At 39.0% G+C, this 18,158-nt stretch carries 14 protein-coding genes; 2 read left to right on the top strand and 12 right to left on the bottom strand.

The annotated features are described in order from the left end of the window. Nucleotides 1-91 precede the first annotated feature (91 nt). The 12 genes from NSQ94_RS15930 to NSQ94_RS15985 form a co-directional block, all read right to left on the bottom strand. Entirely contained in the window at nucleotides 92-1,741 is a 1,650-nt protein-coding gene (locus NSQ94_RS15930) for a ribulokinase (RefSeq protein WP_130156712.1), read from the bottom strand. A gap of 25 nt (nucleotides 1,742-1,766) precedes the next feature. After that, nucleotides 1,767-3,554 (bottom strand): L-fucose isomerase, encoded by a 1,788-nt coding sequence (locus NSQ94_RS15935; RefSeq protein WP_063389244.1) that lies wholly within the window; start codon nucleotides 3,552-3,554, stop codon nucleotides 1,767-1,769. Between the two features lie 23 nt (nucleotides 3,555-3,577). Continuing rightward, nucleotides 3,578-5,050 (bottom strand): rhamnulokinase family protein, encoded by a 1,473-nt coding sequence (locus tag NSQ94_RS15940; RefSeq protein ID WP_339194299.1) that lies wholly within the window; start codon nucleotides 5,048-5,050, stop codon nucleotides 3,578-3,580. A gap of 30 nt (nucleotides 5,051-5,080) precedes the next feature. After that, nucleotides 5,081-5,731, bottom strand: a complete 651-nt coding sequence (locus NSQ94_RS15945; protein ID WP_339194297.1) for a class II aldolase/adducin family protein — start codon at nucleotides 5,729-5,731, stop codon at nucleotides 5,081-5,083. A 146-nt stretch (nucleotides 5,732-5,877) separates the two neighbouring features. After that, complete coding sequence (locus tag NSQ94_RS15950) at nucleotides 5,878-6,834, bottom strand: ABC transporter substrate-binding protein (RefSeq protein ID WP_063389293.1); 957 nt, start codon at nucleotides 6,832-6,834, stop codon at nucleotides 5,878-5,880. A 103-nt stretch (nucleotides 6,835-6,937) separates the two neighbouring features. Then, complete coding sequence (locus NSQ94_RS15955; protein WP_063389247.1) at nucleotides 6,938-7,936, bottom strand: ABC transporter permease; 999 nt, start codon at nucleotides 7,934-7,936, stop codon at nucleotides 6,938-6,940. Nucleotides 7,937-8,002: 66 nt separating this feature from the next. Further along, complete coding sequence (locus NSQ94_RS15960) at nucleotides 8,003-9,508, bottom strand: sugar ABC transporter ATP-binding protein (protein ID WP_327873231.1); 1,506 nt, start codon at nucleotides 9,506-9,508, stop codon at nucleotides 8,003-8,005. Nucleotides 9,509-9,568: 60 nt separating this feature from the next. Then, a complete protein-coding gene (locus tag NSQ94_RS15965) occupies nucleotides 9,569-10,237 on the bottom strand; it encodes a transaldolase family protein (protein WP_066246789.1) in 669 nt (222 codons plus the stop codon). A 35-nt stretch (nucleotides 10,238-10,272) separates the two neighbouring features. Beyond that, a complete protein-coding gene (gene xylB, locus NSQ94_RS15970) occupies nucleotides 10,273-11,802 on the bottom strand; it encodes a xylulokinase (RefSeq protein ID WP_339229658.1) in 1,530 nt (509 codons plus the stop codon). A gap of 66 nt (nucleotides 11,803-11,868) precedes the next feature. After that, nucleotides 11,869-12,297, bottom strand: a complete 429-nt coding sequence (locus NSQ94_RS15975) for an RbsD/FucU family protein (RefSeq protein WP_063389250.1) — start codon at nucleotides 12,295-12,297, stop codon at nucleotides 11,869-11,871. A gap of 126 nt (nucleotides 12,298-12,423) precedes the next feature. Further along, nucleotides 12,424-13,194 carry a DeoR/GlpR family DNA-binding transcription regulator gene (locus NSQ94_RS15980; protein WP_066246791.1) on the bottom strand — a complete coding sequence of 257 codons (771 nt, stop codon included), beginning with the start codon at nucleotides 13,192-13,194 and terminating at the stop codon, nucleotides 12,424-12,426. A 415-nt stretch (nucleotides 13,195-13,609) separates the two neighbouring features. Then, the gene (locus tag NSQ94_RS15985) at nucleotides 13,610-15,679 is read right to left on the bottom strand and encodes a bifunctional aldolase/short-chain dehydrogenase (RefSeq protein ID WP_144598060.1); all 2,070 of its coding nucleotides are present in this window, start codon (nucleotides 15,677-15,679) and stop codon (nucleotides 13,610-13,612) included. Nucleotides 15,680-15,970: 291 nt separating this feature from the next. Between NSQ94_RS15985 and NSQ94_RS15990 the strand changes: the two genes are divergently transcribed. Together NSQ94_RS15990 and NSQ94_RS15995 are read left to right on the top strand one after the other, a co-directional pair. Continuing rightward, on the top strand, nucleotides 15,971-16,141 hold the full coding sequence (locus NSQ94_RS15990) for a hypothetical protein (protein ID WP_339229660.1): 171 nt from the start codon (nucleotides 15,971-15,973) through the stop codon (nucleotides 16,139-16,141). A 258-nt stretch (nucleotides 16,142-16,399) separates the two neighbouring features. Then, entirely contained in the window at nucleotides 16,400-18,025 is a 1,626-nt protein-coding gene (locus tag NSQ94_RS15995; protein WP_094245152.1) for a methyl-accepting chemotaxis protein, read from the top strand. The last annotated feature ends 133 nt before the right edge of the window (nucleotides 18,026-18,158 follow it).

Below are 18,158 nucleotides of genomic sequence, written 5' to 3' on the forward strand. Positions count from 1 at the left end.
TCATAAACATCGATATATCAACGTTTCAAAACATTAAAGGGGGCATCAATAAGCCGTAAAAGCGACTTATTAGACACCCCCGTATTTTGTATTAATTTTTTATTTTTTTCATCACATTGTTCGTTCCGCGGCCGAAATAGTTTACCAATTTTTTATACTCTTCATAATACAAATTATATTTTTCTACGTGATCCTGTTTCGGATAAAAAACTTTGTCTTTTAATTTGGCCATATTTGCTGCTGCTTCTTCGATCGTATCGTATCCACCTAGTTTTGATCCTGCAGCAACAGCTCCGAACATTGCAGCTCCGATGGCTGATGTGATTTTGTTAGATGCGATCTTGATTGGTCTTGCCGTTACATCTGCATATATTTGCATGAGCATTTCATTTTGATGAGGCAGTCCGCCGCATGCAACCAATTCATTAATTTCGATTCCTGCATTCTCAAAGCTTTCAATGATCAAGCGTGTCCCGAATGCTGTTGATTCAATTAATGCACGGTAAATTTCTTCAGGTTTTGTATTCAGCGTAAGACCGACTAATAAACCTGACAAATTGGCATCAACTAACGGAGTTCTATTTCCATTATGCCAATCCAATGCCAGCAATCCTTTTGATCCTGGAGGCAATGTGCTGGCTTTTTGTTCCAAATATTGATGAATAGATAGATTTTTGGCCTCCGCTTCTCTTTCGACATAACCCGGCACAAGCTCTTTGACAAACCATGCAAAAATGTCGCCAACAGCAGCCTGGCCTGCCTCATATCCGTAGTAGCCAGGGATTATTCCATCTTCGACGACTCCGCTGATTCCTTCGACAAACTCTTCTTTTGTGCTTAACAGCATATGACAGGTGGAGGTTCCCATAACCATAACCATGCTTCCAGGTGCGGTAACTCCTGCACCTGGAACAGCAGCATGAGCATCTATAATTCCAATGGCAACCGGTGTTTTTGGTTTTAGTCCAATTTTTGCTGCAAACTCTTCCGTCAGCTCGCCAGCCTTGCTGCCGATCGGAACCACTTCACCCGACAGTTTTGTTTCATAAATATTTTCCATCAATGGATGAAGTCTTTTTAAAAATTCTTTTCTTACATAGCCTTCCTGTTTATGCCACATTCCTTTATAGCCGGCAGAACAGCTATTTCGTTTCACTTCACCGACCATCAGCGACGTCAGCCAATCAGCTGCTTCAAGGAACAATGCCGCTTCATGATAGAGCTCCTCACGATCATGTATAATCTCTAATATTTTCGGCAGCATCCATTCTGACGAAATTTTTCCACCATAACGCTTTAACCATTCTTCATTCGACTCGCTTGCTAATTGATTAATTGTATCTGCTTCTGGCTGCGCTGCATGATGTTTCCATAATTTTACCCATGCATGCGGCTCATCTTTCCATTTTTCCTGAAAACATAATGGTGTTAATTGTTCATCGACAGGCAGAATTGTACAGGATGTAAAATCAATTCCTATGCCGACGATATCATCTTTGCTCACCCCGGAATCCTCTAACACTCTCGGGATGGACGTTTCCAGCACATCTAAATAATCTTGCGGGTGCTGAAGAGCTGTACTGTTTTTCAGCTTCTTCTGCTTATGAGGAAGAGTTTCCGTTATGACTCCATGTTTATATTGTGTGGAATGAGTACCAGCAACCTCACCAGTTGCAACATCTACTAAGACAACTCTTCCAGATTCAGTCCCAAAATCTACTCCGATTGCGTATTTTTTCATAAGCATCCCGTTCCTTTGTTACTTGTTATTTATAGATCGGCCCAAAGTTTTTACATGCTCTGTAATCAGCGCCTTCAAGATCTTTTGTTCCAAACATGCTCCAAGCATCTGGTCTGAATATTTTTTCCTCAGGTACATTGTGCATATTTACCGGAATGCGAAGAATGGATGCCAGCGTGATTAAATCGGCTCCAATATGACCATAGCTGATGGAACAATGGTTGGCTCCCCAGTTATTCATAACCGAGTAAACATCTTTAAATGCACCTTCTCCGGTTAGATTCGGAACAAACCAAGTGGTAGGCCAAGTTGGATCGGTCCGTTTGTCAAGCACGTCATGAACTTCTTCCGGCAAATCAACCGTATATCCTTCTGCAATTTGCAGAACAGGACCCAGCCCTTTAACAATATTTAAGCGCGAAATCGTTACAGGCATGCCGCCTTTTGTTAAAAAGTCAGTTGAATATCCGCCGCCTCTGAAGTATTCAGTTGAAGCAGGTCTAAATTGTGTTGCTTCCAAGCATTTTTTAATATCTTCATCTGTCAATTCGTAGTATGGTTTAATAACTGGTTTGCCGTCTTTTGTTTGTTCTCCTGTTCCATCCAATGCAGCCGCTCCAGAATTAATTAAATGGATGATTCCGTTTGCCGCTCTCCCTTCAAGAGTATAGCCAGTTACCCGCTTGACAGCCTCCGGACTCCAATAAGTTCTCACGTCGGCAAAAATTTGCGCCGTATTAGTTAAAAGGTAGCCGAACAACATGGAAATGCCGTTCAAGTTATCATTTTCCGTTGCAAAAATATATGGCGCTCTTTTTCCGTTCCAGTCAAAAGATGAATTTAAAATCGTTTCCATAAAATCTCCATTTGGGAAATAGTCGGTCCATTGACGCTGTCCTTGGAAACCAGCAACAATGGCGTTTCTTCCTAGAGCTTCTTCTCCATATCCCATTTCTTCTAATTTTTTATTGCCAACCATTAAGTCGCGTGCGATAAGAGCCATTTTTACGCTGATTTCCCAATCTTTTTCCTTCTGCTCTTCTGTTCTTTTAAAGCCGTCGCGATTGTTGTCCGGACCAACTTTACAGTTTTCCTTCACCCATTTTAAGGCTCTTTCATATTCCTCTTTATCGTAAATTTCCAGTTCAATTCTGCGCACGAATTCGCTCATATCAACATATTCATTTCTCATTCCAAGATAGTTTTGGAAAAAGTCTTCTTGCACAACACTTCCTGCAATTCCCATTGATACAGATCCAATGGAGAGATAAGATTTACCCTTCATCATAGCAACAGCCAGTCCTGCTTTTGCAAAACGAATGAGCTTCTCTTTTACATCTTCAGGTATATTCGTATCTCCTGCATCTTGAACATCCTTACCGTAAATTCCAAAGGCAGGAAGTCCTTTTTGGTTATAACCTGCTAGAACAGCAGCTAAATAGACTGCGCCAGGTCTTTCTGTTCCATTGAATCCCCAAACTGCTTTCGGAATGTGAGGATCCATATCCATTGTTTCAGTTCCATAGCACCAGCATGGAGTAACAGTAATCGAAACGCCAACGCCTTCTCTTGCAAACTTTTCAGCTGCTTCTGCCGCTTCTTTTACTCCTCCAATACATGTATCTGCAATCACACATTCCACTGGCTGTCCATTATAATAAAAAACATTTTCCTCCAGTAATTTAGCTACAGCTTTTGCCATGTTCATTGTTGTTTCTTCTAATGATTCACGAACTCCTTTTCTTCTGCCGTCGATCGTCGGGCGTATTCCTATCTTTGGTAGATTTCCTACATATCGTGGATCTTTTGCCATCTTTCATTCCTCCTGTATGTTATTTATTTAATGATTGCTAGAAATGATTTATAATGTTTTTCCCAATGATCACAGTTTTCGGGTTCATATGTTTTAAAGCTAAAGGAGTTGGTAACAATTTTTCTTGCTTCTTCTAAGTCTGCAATTTCTCCAAGGGCAATTAATTGAGAAAGCATATTGCCGATTGCGCTGGCTTCCACCGGCCCTGCATAAACGGTACGCTTTGCGGCGCCAGCAATAAATCGACAAAACCATTTGTTTTGTATTCCCCCGCCTCCCATATGAATCGACCGGATGTTATGATGGATTAAATTTTCCAGCCGTTCGATCACGAAACGGTATTGAAAAGCTAAGCTTTCCAATATACATCTCAAAAATTGCCCTTTCGTTTCCGGAATAGGCTGCGAAGTTTTTTGACAATAATCTTGAATGGCTTTCAGCATACTTGGCGGGTTAAAAAACGATGGATCATTTGGATTTATAAAAGAACGGAACGGTTCTGCTTCTTCTATCAGCCGGCTTTCTTCTTCATAGGAGATGCCTTCGCCATTATCGTTCCATTCTTTTTTACACTGTTGAATAAACCATAAGCCGGTATTGTTTTTTTGCAAACGGAACTTCCCGTCAAATGTTCCTTCATTTGTGAAGCCCCATTCATAAGCTTCATCTGAAACAACCGGCTTTTCCACCGTGACACCGATCAGCACCCATGTTCCGCAGCTCATAAAACAGCTTGTTTGATCATTTTGGATCGGCATGGCACCTAAAGCACAAGCTGTATCGTGTCCTGGAACCGCGATGACATTGGCCGGATCGATCCCTAATTCCTTATTAATAGATGCTTTCGTTTTGGCCAAAATGCGATTCGTTTCTGCCAGAGGTGCAAAATTCACCTTATCTGCAAACAGCTTATTTAAAATCGTCTCATCCCAATCTTTTTTTTCCCAATTTAATAGTTGAGAAGTCGACGAGATTGTAAATTCATTTTTGATTTCCCCTGTAAACAAATAGGCGAACAGACTCGGTGTCATTAATATATATTTTGCCTTTTCTATTAGCTCAGGCCTTGTTTTCAAAATCGCATACAGCTGATAAAGCGTATTGATGGCAGCTGGCTCTACGCCAGTCATTTGAAAAAGTTTTTTCTTATCTATCTTCTCATGGACTTCATCCATAAAGAGAACGGTATGTGTATCCCGATAAGAATACGGGTTTTCTAATAGATCTCCTTCCTCGGAAATGAGACCGAAATCTACTCCCCACGTATCAAAACCAATTCCATCGATCCTTTTTCCATAAACCTCGACAAATTTTTTTATTCCTTTTTTCATTTCAGTAAATAAGTAGTTTAAATCCCAATGCAAATGATCTCCGATCGTGATGGGGTTATTTTGAAAACGGTGAATTTCTGTTATGTTTAATTTTTTATTTTCATATTCTCCGAGTATTAATCGACCATTCGAAGCACCCAAATCAAAAGCTAGTACTCTTTTCATGTCATACGCACTCCCGTAAAATAAGCCTGTTTATGACTTCTTCTTTAACAGACTGGCCCGATACTTTTCGGATGATAAATTTCGTAAATCTTCGCACTCTTGTTCCGTTAAAATTCTCGGAGTACCGACAGTTGAAGCGATGGTAAATACTTTGGCTGATTCTTCGGTTAATTGCATATAAAAAAATGCTTCTTTCATCGTTTTGCCGACTGTGAGCACCCCATGATTCCTCATCACAATGACATCGCTGTCATGGATGACTTCTCCAACAGCTTCTGCTAAAAGATTGGTTGTAGGAATAATATAATCTAAGTAGGAAACTTTCTTTACCATTGCAGGAAAATCGGGGAAAAGCATTGGGATATCTTTCCCTGCACTAGAGACTCCAACAGAGTAGCTAGGATGCGCATGCAACACTGCATTGATTTCTGGATTTCGCCGAAAGCATTCTAAATGCATGAGCAATTCGGAGGAAGGTTTTAAATCTCCAAAAACTTCTCCAGTGTCAATTTTTACTTTAACCCATTGATCATCTTCAATCTCCTTTAAATCAAAGCCGCTTGGTGAAATGTACATGTATTCACCATCACGCATGCTGAGATTTCCACCGGCTCCAACAACTAAACCAGCATCTACAATTTTATGTGCATATTTTTTTAGTTCTCCGATTACTGATGACATTAAATTCCACCTCTAGTATATGTTTATCATCTTGAAAACAATTTTTAAGTTTCGTTTCACCCTGTTTTTATGAGCTGGTTAATCTTTTTCCCCTTCAAGTATTTGTATAACTGGGGCTGCAAAATGCATCCCCAGCTTTCAGGTTATTATTCGTAAATGGCAGATTTAATTTCTTCATTATCAAGATTGGTTTTGTCATACCAATAGAATCCTGTGTCAATAACCTTTTCTACTTTCTCGCCATTGATTGCTTGAACAGCAGCTTTTACTGTTTCATAGCCGATACCGACCGGATTTTGTGTAATGGCTCCTGCCATTGTACCGTCTTTAATCGCTTCAATTTGCTGTTTACCAGAGTCAAAGCCGATGACAACAATTTTGCCTTGTTTATTCATTTCTTTTACTGCATTAATTACACCGATAGCTGAACCTTCGTTTGCACCATAGATCCCTTTTAAGTCAGGATGCGCTTGGATGATTGCTTTCGCTAAGTCTGTAGATTTTAATTGGTCACCGCCACCATATTGAATGTCGACAATTTCAATATCTGGATATTTTTCTTTTATTCTCTCAACAAATCCATCTCGGCGGTTAACACCAGTTATACTTGTTTGGTCATGAACAATTAGCGCAACTTTTCCTTTGCCTCCAATTTTTTCAGCCATTTTGTCTGCCGCTAACGCTGCAGCAGCTTTGTTATCTGTAGATGCAGTTGCCAAAGGAATATCGCTGTCAACCCCTGAGTCAAATGCAATAATCGGAATACCTTTTTCATCCGCTTCTTTTAATAAAGGAATTGATGCTTGGCTGTCTAGAGCAGCAAAACCAATTGCATCCGGCTTTTTATCAATAGCTGTTCTTAACATTTCAATTTGTTTGTCGACTTGAGATTCACTTTCTGGGCCTTCAAACGTAATTTCTACGTCAAACTCTTTTGCTGCTTGTTCAGCACCTTTTTTAACAGCTTGCCAGAATTGATGCTGGAATCCTTTAGAGACAATAGCGATATAGGGTTTTCCACTGTCGCCTCCTGCGGATTCAGAGCTTCCTTCGCTCTCGTTTTTCGAGGAGCTTCCGCATGCTGACAAAACGAGCGACAACATTAAAATACCGCATAGAGTTAACAACCATTTCTTCACTGAATTTTCCCCCTTATAATTTTTTATTTTTTAACTCTAGTTTGTAACTAGAGATAAAAAACGGAATTTAACTGCTTTTGCCTCGACGGATAATATCGATATAAACTGCAACCAAAATGACAAATCCAACAACAACTGTCTGCCATTCTTGAGGGATTGACATAATTCTCAAACCGTTTGTTAATACGCTCATAATAAGAGCCCCAATAACTGTTCCTAAAATAGTTCCTTTACCACCACTTAACGAAGTCCCTCCGATAACGACAGCTGCAATTGCTTCCAACTCATACCCGGCTCCCAAAGCAGGCTGTGCTGAATTAAGCCTTGAAGCCATTAAAACTCCTGCTATTCCTGTAAACACACCTGCAACCGTGTAAATGATGATTTTCCATTTATCCGTATTGATACCGGATAATCTTGTCGCTTCTTCATTGCTTCCAATAGAAGTTGTAAAGCGGCCAAAAATAGATTTCGTTAATAAAATTCCTGCAATAATTGCCATAATAATGAAAATTAGGACACCGTTAGGCAAATTAAATCCTGGTATAATTGAACCTAATGCAATTTCACTGAAGCTAGGTTTATCACTAAAATAAATTGGAGTTGCATCTGAAATAACAAGTGCTAATCCTTTCGCGATCATCATCATCGCCAATGTTGCAATAAATGGAGGAATTTTTAATTTTGAAACACTGAATCCGCTTATAAATCCCATTAAAGCACCAGTCAAAATTCCGCCTAAAATGCCGACTATAATTGGCAAATCCCAAAAGACGATAAATACCCCTGTCATTACAGCACATAGCGTCATTCCTGTACCAATGGAAAGGTCAATTCCTCCAGTCATAATAACAAATGTAGTTCCTAACGCCATGATTCCGATAACTGTCGTTGATAATAATATCCCGGTAATATTAGTCCAATTTAAAAAGTTATCGGAGGAAATGGTAAAAAACAGAATAAGTACAATTAAACTAGCAAATGCCAATATTTGTTGCAGTGCATTGGATTTTAATAGATTTCCACTCTTTTTTGTCTCTGTGTTAGGTGCAGTTCCTGTACTCATATTGATCCTCCTCGTTTTGTATTCCAAATCCTTTTGACATAAATGATACTTAAATCGGACTCCAATTTATGATCTAGTTCGTGTTGCATAATCCATAATCTTTTCTTGAGATGCTTCCTCGTTCGTCAACTCTCCGGTGATTCTTCCTTCACACATGACGATGATTCGATGGCTCATTCTTAATATTTCCGGTAATTCGGAAGAAATCATAATAATGGATTTTCCTTGCTGAGCCAGTTCATTCAGCAGCTGATATATTTCAGTTTTCGCTCCAACATCAATTCCGCGTGTAGGTTCATCAAAGATTAAAATGTCACAGTTTTTAGCAAGCCATTTGGCAATGACAATTTTTTGCTGGTTTCCTCCCGATAAATTCTTCGCTAGCTGTTTGATGCTTGGCGTTTTAATTTTCAGCGACTTTACATACTCTTCTGATGTTACATATCCTTTTGAGTCATTGACAAAAGTCAGCCAATTCACATAATTGCTCAGTGAAGAAATTAAAATATTCGAATTCACGTCCATTTCAAGCATTAAGCCGTATCGCTTTCTGTCCTCAGACAAATAGGCAATTCCGTGTTTTACTGCATCTTCAGGCTTATTGATTTTCACTTCTTTTCCATTGATAAAAATTTGCCCTTCATCGATTTTGTCAGCACCGAAAATGGCTCTTGCTACTTCTGTGCGTCCAGCTCCCATTAAACCGGCAAAGCCCAAAATTTCTCCTTTTTTCAAAGTAAAGCTGATATTTTCTAAAAAGTTTTTGGTCGATAAGTTTTTCACTTCCAGGACTGTTTCAGCCTCTTTTGAAACCGTCGTTGTAGGGCGAGATTCATCCTGGATGTGACGGCCAACCATTAACGAAATTACCTTTTTCATATCTGTATCTTTCGTATATAACGTGTCGATGTATTGACCGTCGCGCATGACTGTTATTCGGTCAGAAATGACTTTCAATTCTTCCATTCTGTGTGAAATATAAATGATGCCAACACCTTTGTTTTTTAAATTTTCAATTAAATCAAATAATGTTTTAATTTCAGATTCCGTCAATGCGGCAGTTGGTTCGTCCATCACGATAATTTTCGCATTGTAAGATAACGCTTTCGCAATCTCCACCATCTGCTGCTTTGCCACTGTTAAATCTGATACTGTTTCTTTAGGATTTAAATTAATATTGAGTTTCTCAAGCAACTCGGCTGTTTTTTCATTCAATTCCTTTTCCTTCAAAAAGAAATTAAATCCGGTGCGAGGCTCCCTGCCAATAAAAATGTTTTGGGCAACCGTTAAATCAGGCATTAAATTTAGTTCTTGGTGTATAATGCTAATGCCCATTTCCTGTGCTGCTTTCGCATTAGGAATTTCAACTTTGTTGCCTTCTAAGTAGATTTCACCTTCATCTTTTTGATAGACTCCAGACAAAATTTTCATTAAAGTCGATTTCCCAGCACCATTTTCGCCAACTAATGCTAGAACTTCCCCATAATTTAAATCCAGTCGAACTTTTGATAATGCCTTTACTCCAGGAAAACTTTTGCTTATCCCTTCCATTCTTAGTAATTGAGCTGACATCCTATCACCTACTTTACGTAACTGTCATTATCCGTCCTGAATTTTTGTTCCACTTTTACATTAATAAGATTTTTCAGATTTTTTCGCGGATTGATACTGCTTCCAATCATTTAAAAACCCTTTTAACCCGATATTTGTAAGATCTGACGCAAACATTTTCTTAAAAATATAAAATGGCATCGTTACAGCATCTGCGCCTGATTTTGCAAGATCAACGACAACCTGCGGATTTCGGATGCTTGCTCCAATAACTTTCGTTTCCGCATGCATTTGATGAATAATTTCTTTTGCCTCTTTAATAAATTGCAGCCCGTCAATCGCATGATCATCCATTCTTCCGATGTAAGGGCTTATAAAATCCACCCCTGCTTTGGCAGCTAATACAACTTGAGGCAGTGTATAAATAAGAGTCATATTCACCTTTATGCCTTCCTGTTTCAATTGATAAGCTGCGGATAATCCTTCTTCAGTCATCGGGAGTTTAATGACAATATCTTTTCCCCATGTGGACATTTCTCTCCCTTCAAGGATCATTTCTTCAGCTGTTTCTCCTGTTACCTGGCACCAGACTTCTCCATTAATTTTGGAGGAAATATCCACAATAATTTGCCGAAACTCTCTATTTTCTCTTGAAATAATGCTTGGATTTGTTGTAATCCCTGCTAAAAATCCATATTTTGAAGCAAATTCTATTTCTTGTTCATTTGCGGTGTCTAAATAAATGTCCATGATTTTCCCCCTTTCTCGCACAATTGTTTGTACATTTATTCAACCCCGTTCCATTGATTAAAAATCGGCTCCACTTGTTTATAAACTTGTTCAAACGCTTTCAAAGCTGTTTGATAAGATTGATGGTTGTGTTGATCTGGTTCAAATGATTCAGCTTCAACACACCAAGCTTTCGCTGCTGTCAAATCTTTCAGAAGGCCTACTCCTACACCGCCTGCAACCGCAGCGCCCATTGAGGTCGTTTCATCCAAAATTTTCGGTATACGGATGGTAACACCGAAAAGATCAGCCAGCATTTGCCGCCATATTCTGCTTTTCGCTCCGCCTCCAAACAGCCATATGTCTTGAAATGGCCGATCATAATTTTCTTGCAGAGCATCGAAAATAAGTTTTAAATTCATTGAAATCCCTTCCAAAACAGCACGAATCAAATCAGAACGTTTATGATTGATCGTTAATCCTATGAAACTGCCTTTTGCGTTTGGATTCCACCAAGGAGACCGCTCCCCCATTAAATACGGAAGAAAAATCAATTGATTGGAGCCGATTGGTGAGCTTTCAGCCTCTTCATTCATCATTTCATAAATATTCTTCGCTGCATCCGTTTTCAAAACGTCTTGAAACAGTATGTCTCTTAACCATTGAAAGGAAGTCCCTGCTGCTTGCATCGTTCCGATGGGAATATATTTATTTTCATCCAAATGGATAAAATTGAATGTCCGCATTTCTTGATCAAAAACTGGACGAGATGACGAAAATGAGATCCAGGAAGAAGAGCCAATGTAATTAAAAATATCTCCCTCATCAATCGCACCTGCACCTAATGCAGCACAGCACCCATCTGCACCGCCCATTACAACAGGTGTACCAGGCATCAGACCTGTTTCTTCCGCCGCCTTTGAATGAACTTCACCAACAACCGCTGTTGAAGGCAAAATCTCAGGCAATTTTTCATCATCAATTTGCCATAATTTTATTAATTCTTCCGACCATTCTTTCTTTTTAATATTTAATAGATTCGTGCCGCTTGCATCAGAATAGTCGGTGGCAAATTTACCCGTTAGTTTAGCAATTATATAATCTTTTGCTTGTAAATATTTAAATGTTTCTTTATGAACAGATGGTTCATTTTCTTGAATCCAATTAATTTTTGCTGCAGAATAGGATGGGGATAATCTGTTTCCAGTAATTTCATAATGTTCTTTCATTCCTATCTTTTCTGCAATTGCTTCTGTTTTTTGCGCCGAACGCATATCAGCCCAAATAATTGCATTTCTTACAGCTTCTCCTTTATGATTGACTGGGACAGCCCCCATCATCTGGCCGCTGAACGTAATGCATGCAATTTGTTTCGGATCAATTTTTGCTTCTGAAATAAGTTGTTTTGATGCATTTGCCACGGCATCCCACCAATCATTCGGATTTTGTTCAACCCAATGCTGCTTCAAAAAAATGGTGGAATATTGATAGGTAGTATGAGCTATGATTTCACCGTCCGGCGATATTAATGTGGATTTATTTCCGCTTGTCCCAAGATCATGAGCAAGAATAAATTTTTGCACCATATTGTCTCCACCATCCTATCGCTTCCATCTTGAACGGAAAATGTACTAGTTTCCCAATGAAATCTATTATGAAATGACACCTTTTTTTAAAATGATATTGGCATAAAGCGCACTCTCGCTCGTTGCGATAATTGCATAAGCATTTTTGGCTCTTTCATAAAAGCTGAATCTCTCCATAAATTCTATATCCCATGGTTCGGAACATTTTTTCTCCAGAAGTTTTTTATATTCGTCCCAAATGGCCGGTTTGCTTTCATTTTGGTTTACTACTTGCATGAGAGCCACCGGTTTATCCACAAAAGTATCCAACGGAAACAAATCTAAGATAGAATCCAACAGCTCAGGAACACCATGTCCGTCAGCTCGAACCAATCTTTGAGCAAAATTTGCTGCCGGAAAATTCCCGTCTGCAATGACAATTTCGTCACCATGGCCCATTTCCATCAAAATTTTTAACAGCTCAGGAGAAAGATTCTTTGGAATACCTTTTAACAACGCTTACACAACCTTTGTTTATTTTTGTTTGTTTTTATATTATCAAATATACCAAAAAAAATAAAGAGTGTTATTATAAAAAATTTTTTGTTTTTTTTGTTTTATTTTGAAACAATTTGACTCCTTTTACGATAAAGGAACGATTGTGATTTTTGTGTTTTTTCCTTCAAACTCTTTTTTATATGCTGGATGGATATTGGAATCTGTAATAATTTCGTCCACTTTCTCAATATGATTGATTAAAGCGAACGTCCGAACGCCAAACTTGCTGGAGTCAACTAGTAAAATGGTTTTATCTGCTATCTCCATCATTTGCTTTTTTATTAATGCTTGCCATTCATTCGAATCGCTGAGACCGCCTTCAAGATGCACACCTTTGCAGGATAGGAAAGCTTTATTGACATGGTATGTTTCCAAAGATCGTTCTGCGAGAGGACCAATATACGATAATGATTTTGAAGAGAGCATTCCGCCGGTTGACATTACCTTTATTTGATCTTTGACACTTAATTCAATTGCTACTCTAATGGAATTTGTTATAACTGTTAGTGGTACATTCGGCAGTTCCTTTGCCATATACCATGCCGTCGAACTTGCATCTAAAACAATCTGGTCTCCTGGTTGTATGAGCTTAACTGCTTCTGCAGCGATTGCTTTTTTTTCTTTGGCATTTGTGACTTCACGTTCTAAATAGGACAATTCGAGCTGCTGGTCTCTTTCAATGCTGACCGCTCCCCCGTGGCTGCGCAGAAGCCTCCCTTCCTTTTCCAGCTTTTCTAAATCTCTTCGTATCGTCTCCTCCGTGACTGAAAACATTTTGCTAAGCTCCGATACTCGTACACTTAATTTTTTGTTAACGATTTCAACTATTTTCCTATGTCTTTCGGCTACAAGCAACTTGCACGTCCCCCCAATATGTTCAAAAGTTTTTCAATAGTTATCAGAAAATAATATACCACATTACCCCAATATGTCCTAAAGATTTCAAGCGCTGCCAGAAAATAATATACCACATTATAAAATGAATCATTAAATCATTGTCACCAATATTTTTAGCGCATCAGGCTCAAAGCAGTTTTCTCACAGCGCATCTATTATCTTTTAAAGCGGAAAAGGTTTTTATGCCCTTTTCCGCTTTCCGGAAGCCTCCTGATGGTTAAGTCTCCGTACGTTGTTGAAGGGGGATGACCTGCTGCAATGATTAAATCTTTCTTATTCACGAATTCGTTATAATAACCGATAACTGTTATGTGGAGAATTTTCATGAAGAGCAATGGCCAATAGGCTATTGCTCTTTTGTATTGTCGAAAGATTATCTAGTAAATGCCGCTGGAACACCTCCGTCAACTGTGATCATGCATCCTGTTGTTTTTTCAGCTTTAGAAGATGCAAAAAATGCAATCGCCTCTGCAATGTCTTCAGGATACACATTTACTAATAATGTTGTTCGTTTTTTATAATAATCTTCTAATTCATCCGGTGAAATTCCATAAGCTCTTGCACGCTCTTCACGCCACTTGGAATCCCATATTGCAGAGCCTTGAAGAACGGCATCCGGAAGAACGGAGTTTACACGTATTCCGTATTGGCCGCCTTCAGCAGCAATACATCTTGCCAAATGAGTTTCAAGCGCCTTTGCAGCACTGTAAGCAGCCGCATTCTTTCCAGCATAAATTGAATTTTTCGAGCCAACAAATACCATATTCCCGCCAATACCTTGCGTCTTCATTTGTTTAAACGCTTCGCGAGCTACTAAAAAGTATCCTGTACCAAGAACGTTCATATTTAAATTCCATTCTTGCAAAGTTGTTTCATCGAACGGACTGGATGTAGCAAGTCCAGCGTTGTTGACAATAATATCGACTCCGCCGAAGGCAAGGGCAGCTTCTTTAAAGGCAGCTTGCACTTCTTCCTCTTTTGTTACGTCCATTTTGACGGCAATTGCACGATTTTCGCCATATTTTTCGTTAATTTCTTTAGCTTTTTCCTCTGCTCCTTCGATGTTTAAATCAGCGATAACAACATGTGCGCCTTCGCTGGCTAGACGTCGGCACGTCGCACTGCCAATTCCTCCTGCACCGCCTGTTACAAAAGCCACTTTGCGCGAAAATTCTGCTTCTGGCGGAGCAAGCGTTAATTTGTAGAGCTCAAGCGGCCAATATTCTACATTATAAGACTCATTTTCGTTTAATGAGACGAACTTCCCGATCGCATCTGTCCCTTTCATGACAGCGATGGCGCGATGATAAAGAGCTCCGCTGATCCTTGACATTTTTTCGTTTTTCCCTGTATTCACCATTCCAATACCAGGAATTAAGATTACTCTAGGGGCAGCTTCAAACATTTTGTCCCCTTCGTTTTTGTTCCGCTCAAAATAAGCTTTGTAGTCTTTTTTATAATTGGAAACTCCTTCTTTTATTTTTTCCTTTAATTGCTCTTTATTTTCTGTTTGCGGATCCCATTCGATGTATAAAGGAACCCGCTTCGTGTGAACTAAATGATCAGGGCATGCTGCGCCTATTTGAGAAAGTTCTTTTGCGTTTCGACTGTTAACAAACTGAAGAACATCCTCTCCGTCATCCCAAGTTAAAATCATTTTTCTTTCATCGCTTACAGCACCACGAATAACTGGCAGTATTTCCGCTAGGATTTCTTTTCTTTCATCTTTGGAAAGGGCTTTATATTTTAATCCGCCAAATGCTTTTTCTTCATCGATTCGCTCTTTTATATAGTTTTCTGCTTCATTAATAATAGAAATCGTTTTTGCATAGCATTCCTCTGAAGTATCGCCCCATGTGACTAAGCCGTGTTTTTCCATCAACACTAACTCTGCATTCGGGTTGTTTTTCACGCCTTCAGCAATCATTTTGGAAAGCGTAAATCCAGGACGCACGTAAGGCACCCAAACAAATCGGTTGCCGTAAATCTCCTCAGCAATTTGCTTTCCGTTGTCCGCACAGCAAATGCTGATAATCGCATCAGGATGCGTGTGATCAACATGCTTGAACGGAAGAAATGCGTGCAGCAAAGTTTCAATCGAAGGGCGTGGATGCTTGTGATCAATCATGCAATGAGATAAATAAGCTACCATTTCTTCGTCGGACATTTCATCTCGTTCTATAAGCGGGCGGATATCGTCCAATTTAAGTCCTGTAAAATTGTGCGCTTTCATTGTCGCTAAATCTGAACCGCTTCCTTTTACCCACATGACTTCAATTTCACGGCCGCGGAAATCGCTTTCAATTGTTTTCATTGAAGTGTTGCCTCCGCCCCAGTTGCATACAGCGCGATCAGCTCCGATTAAATTGGAACGGTAGACTAACTGTTCTAAACCTTCCGACAATTTCTTAGCTTTTTCTGAATCCCACAAACTTTTGACCATCTGTTGACCTCCATTTTTGTTTTTATTTATTTTAAATATAACATATGATTGTTTATTATTGAATATATTTTTTTATTTTTGTTTTTTTGTTTTGAATATTTTATTTATAGCTAAGGTTTGAAATGTATATTGTTTACTTGTTGATTTCACGTCTATTATTTTGGGATTTTTCAATCAAGGGAAAAATAAAAGGTAAATCAACATAAAAAAAGGGATCAAAATATGAAGGGAATATAATCAGGCAGGATCATATAGTGGCTCTCTTTTACAAGACGAGGGGAATAATGTATAATGAAGTTGAAAAATTGCATCAACAACCAGACGACCAAAGGTGCTGCGACACCTTTGGCCCTGCAACAGACGGTTCCCTTCAAGGGGATCAGGCAGCAGGTAAAAAATAATCCACCACTGCTATCAACTCAAGGGTGGATTATTTTTTTTGTGGATTTGACAGCATTGTAATTATAAGGCTTGAAAAACTGATCGCAAACATTAACGCTTCGAATACTGTCATCGGCACACCCCCTTTCTGTACGGGGTAAATGCCAACCACCCTTGAGTCTACCGTTCTATTGCATTTTCATTATATCAAATACTAAATTTTGAATCTATAAAAAACAGAACATTTGTTCCTTTTTTACTAGAAATTAAATTTTTAGCAAATAATTATTGAAAATTCTGTAAATGGGGTATACATTTGTAGTAAGGGGAGGGAGAAGTATGAGCCGTTTAATAAAGAAAAAAGCTGCTCAACAAGCACTCAAAAAAGTCGTGCATGTAAGCGATATCATTAAGAAACAGCTAGATCCTCAGCTTCCGCTAACCGAACAGCTCGACAAAATTCGAAAAACGTTCGATGAAAGGCTGGACCAAGACGAATATTTTTTGGTCGTAGATGAAACAGGATATTCTCCGCTACATACCAATCGCCTTCGTGAAGGAAGAGTATTTTCGGATGAGGTCGGCAAAAAAGCCGCTACAACAAAAGAACCGCTTTTGCAGCTGTATATCCGTGATACAGGAGAAATTCTTGTTGATGCGAGCTGTCCGCTCGTTACAGACAGTACTGGAAAACGTTATAATATCCGGTTAGGAAGACTCATTCATCGCCCGTATTTGCAAATGAATTTTGCCATGCTATCGTTTTTGCCAAGCTTTCTTTGCCTCATGACAGCTTTATTTATGCAATTATCTTTTCGTCAAGCAATTATTTTATTTTTCGTAACTATTTGCGCCAGTGCAGTAAACAGCTTCTTTGTTTACCGCTCGTTCACTTCTAATCTTAGACAATGGTATAACGTCACTCGTACTGTATCATCAGGCAACCTTCATGTCGAAGTAGATATTGTCGGCAAACGCAATGAGTTTCATCAAATAGGTTATGAAATCAATAAAATTATTTTTGGAATCCGGTCGATTTTAAGCGAGTTTGCCAATGCCGTCAAAACTGTCAAGAAGGTCAGTCAAGATCAAAAAAAAGAAGCGAATCGCTTATCGGAAATTTTTGATGAAGTTGCTGCAACAATGGAAGTGTTCCGCGAAGGCTCCAAACAGCAGACCGATTCGTTTAAAAAAGTTAGCGAACTGGCAAATTCGATGATAGAAGGTGTATCAAATATGGGATCGGAAATTGAACGTGTTGTTGAATACGCTCAATCAACGATGCGTTCAGCAGATGAAGGGCAACAAATGATTGAAAAAACGGAACAGCTTATGCTAAATATTGAAAATGACACGAAAAAGGCAACTTCCCTCATCCAAATGGTATCCAAAAAAGCGGATCAAGCGATGGAAATGGCTTCTGCGATCACAGCAATTGCCAAGCAAACGAACCTTTTAGCATTAAATGCTTCCATTGAAGCAGCGAGAGCAGGTGAATCTGGAAAAGGCTTTGCGATTGTAGCTGCAGAAGTGAGCAAACTGGCAGATGATACAAATTCTTTTGCGGCTAAAATTTTATCTTCGTTGGAAGAAACGAGAAATGATTTAGCTCATGCCGTTACTGCCGTCAAAAAAAATGAAGAAAGTGTTGATCAAGCTTCCTTGTCTATATCTGGAACAAAAGAAAGCATGCAGACATTTAAGCGAATGTTTTCAGACATTCATTCTCTGTTAAAGCATAATCGAGAAAACGTCATAAACATTCGTGAAAACGGAAACAATTTAAAAGGTTTAATAGAAAATGTAAACTTAATCGCACATGATTTCACCAACACAGTCAACGAAACAACGGCAGCATTGGAGGAACATATTGAAGGGATCCATGAGCTTGCAAAGGAATCGGTTATTCTTTCCGATGCTGTCATACATCTTCAAAAAATTTTAAACCGCTTTCAATTACAATAAATGTCTTGATTGACTGGGGATTTTCTCTTTACTATTAAAAATCACATCGTCAAGAAGCGAATATTTGCAGGAATAATCGAAAATGAAAAAGGGAGATCCCTCAACTTCGGTAGTTGAGAAAAAATACTGCGCA

It is taken from the genome of Aeribacillus sp. FSL K6-2833 (assembly GCF_037965815.1).
Taxonomy (GTDB): domain Bacteria; phylum Bacillota; class Bacilli; order Bacillales; family Aeribacillaceae; genus Aeribacillus; species Aeribacillus composti.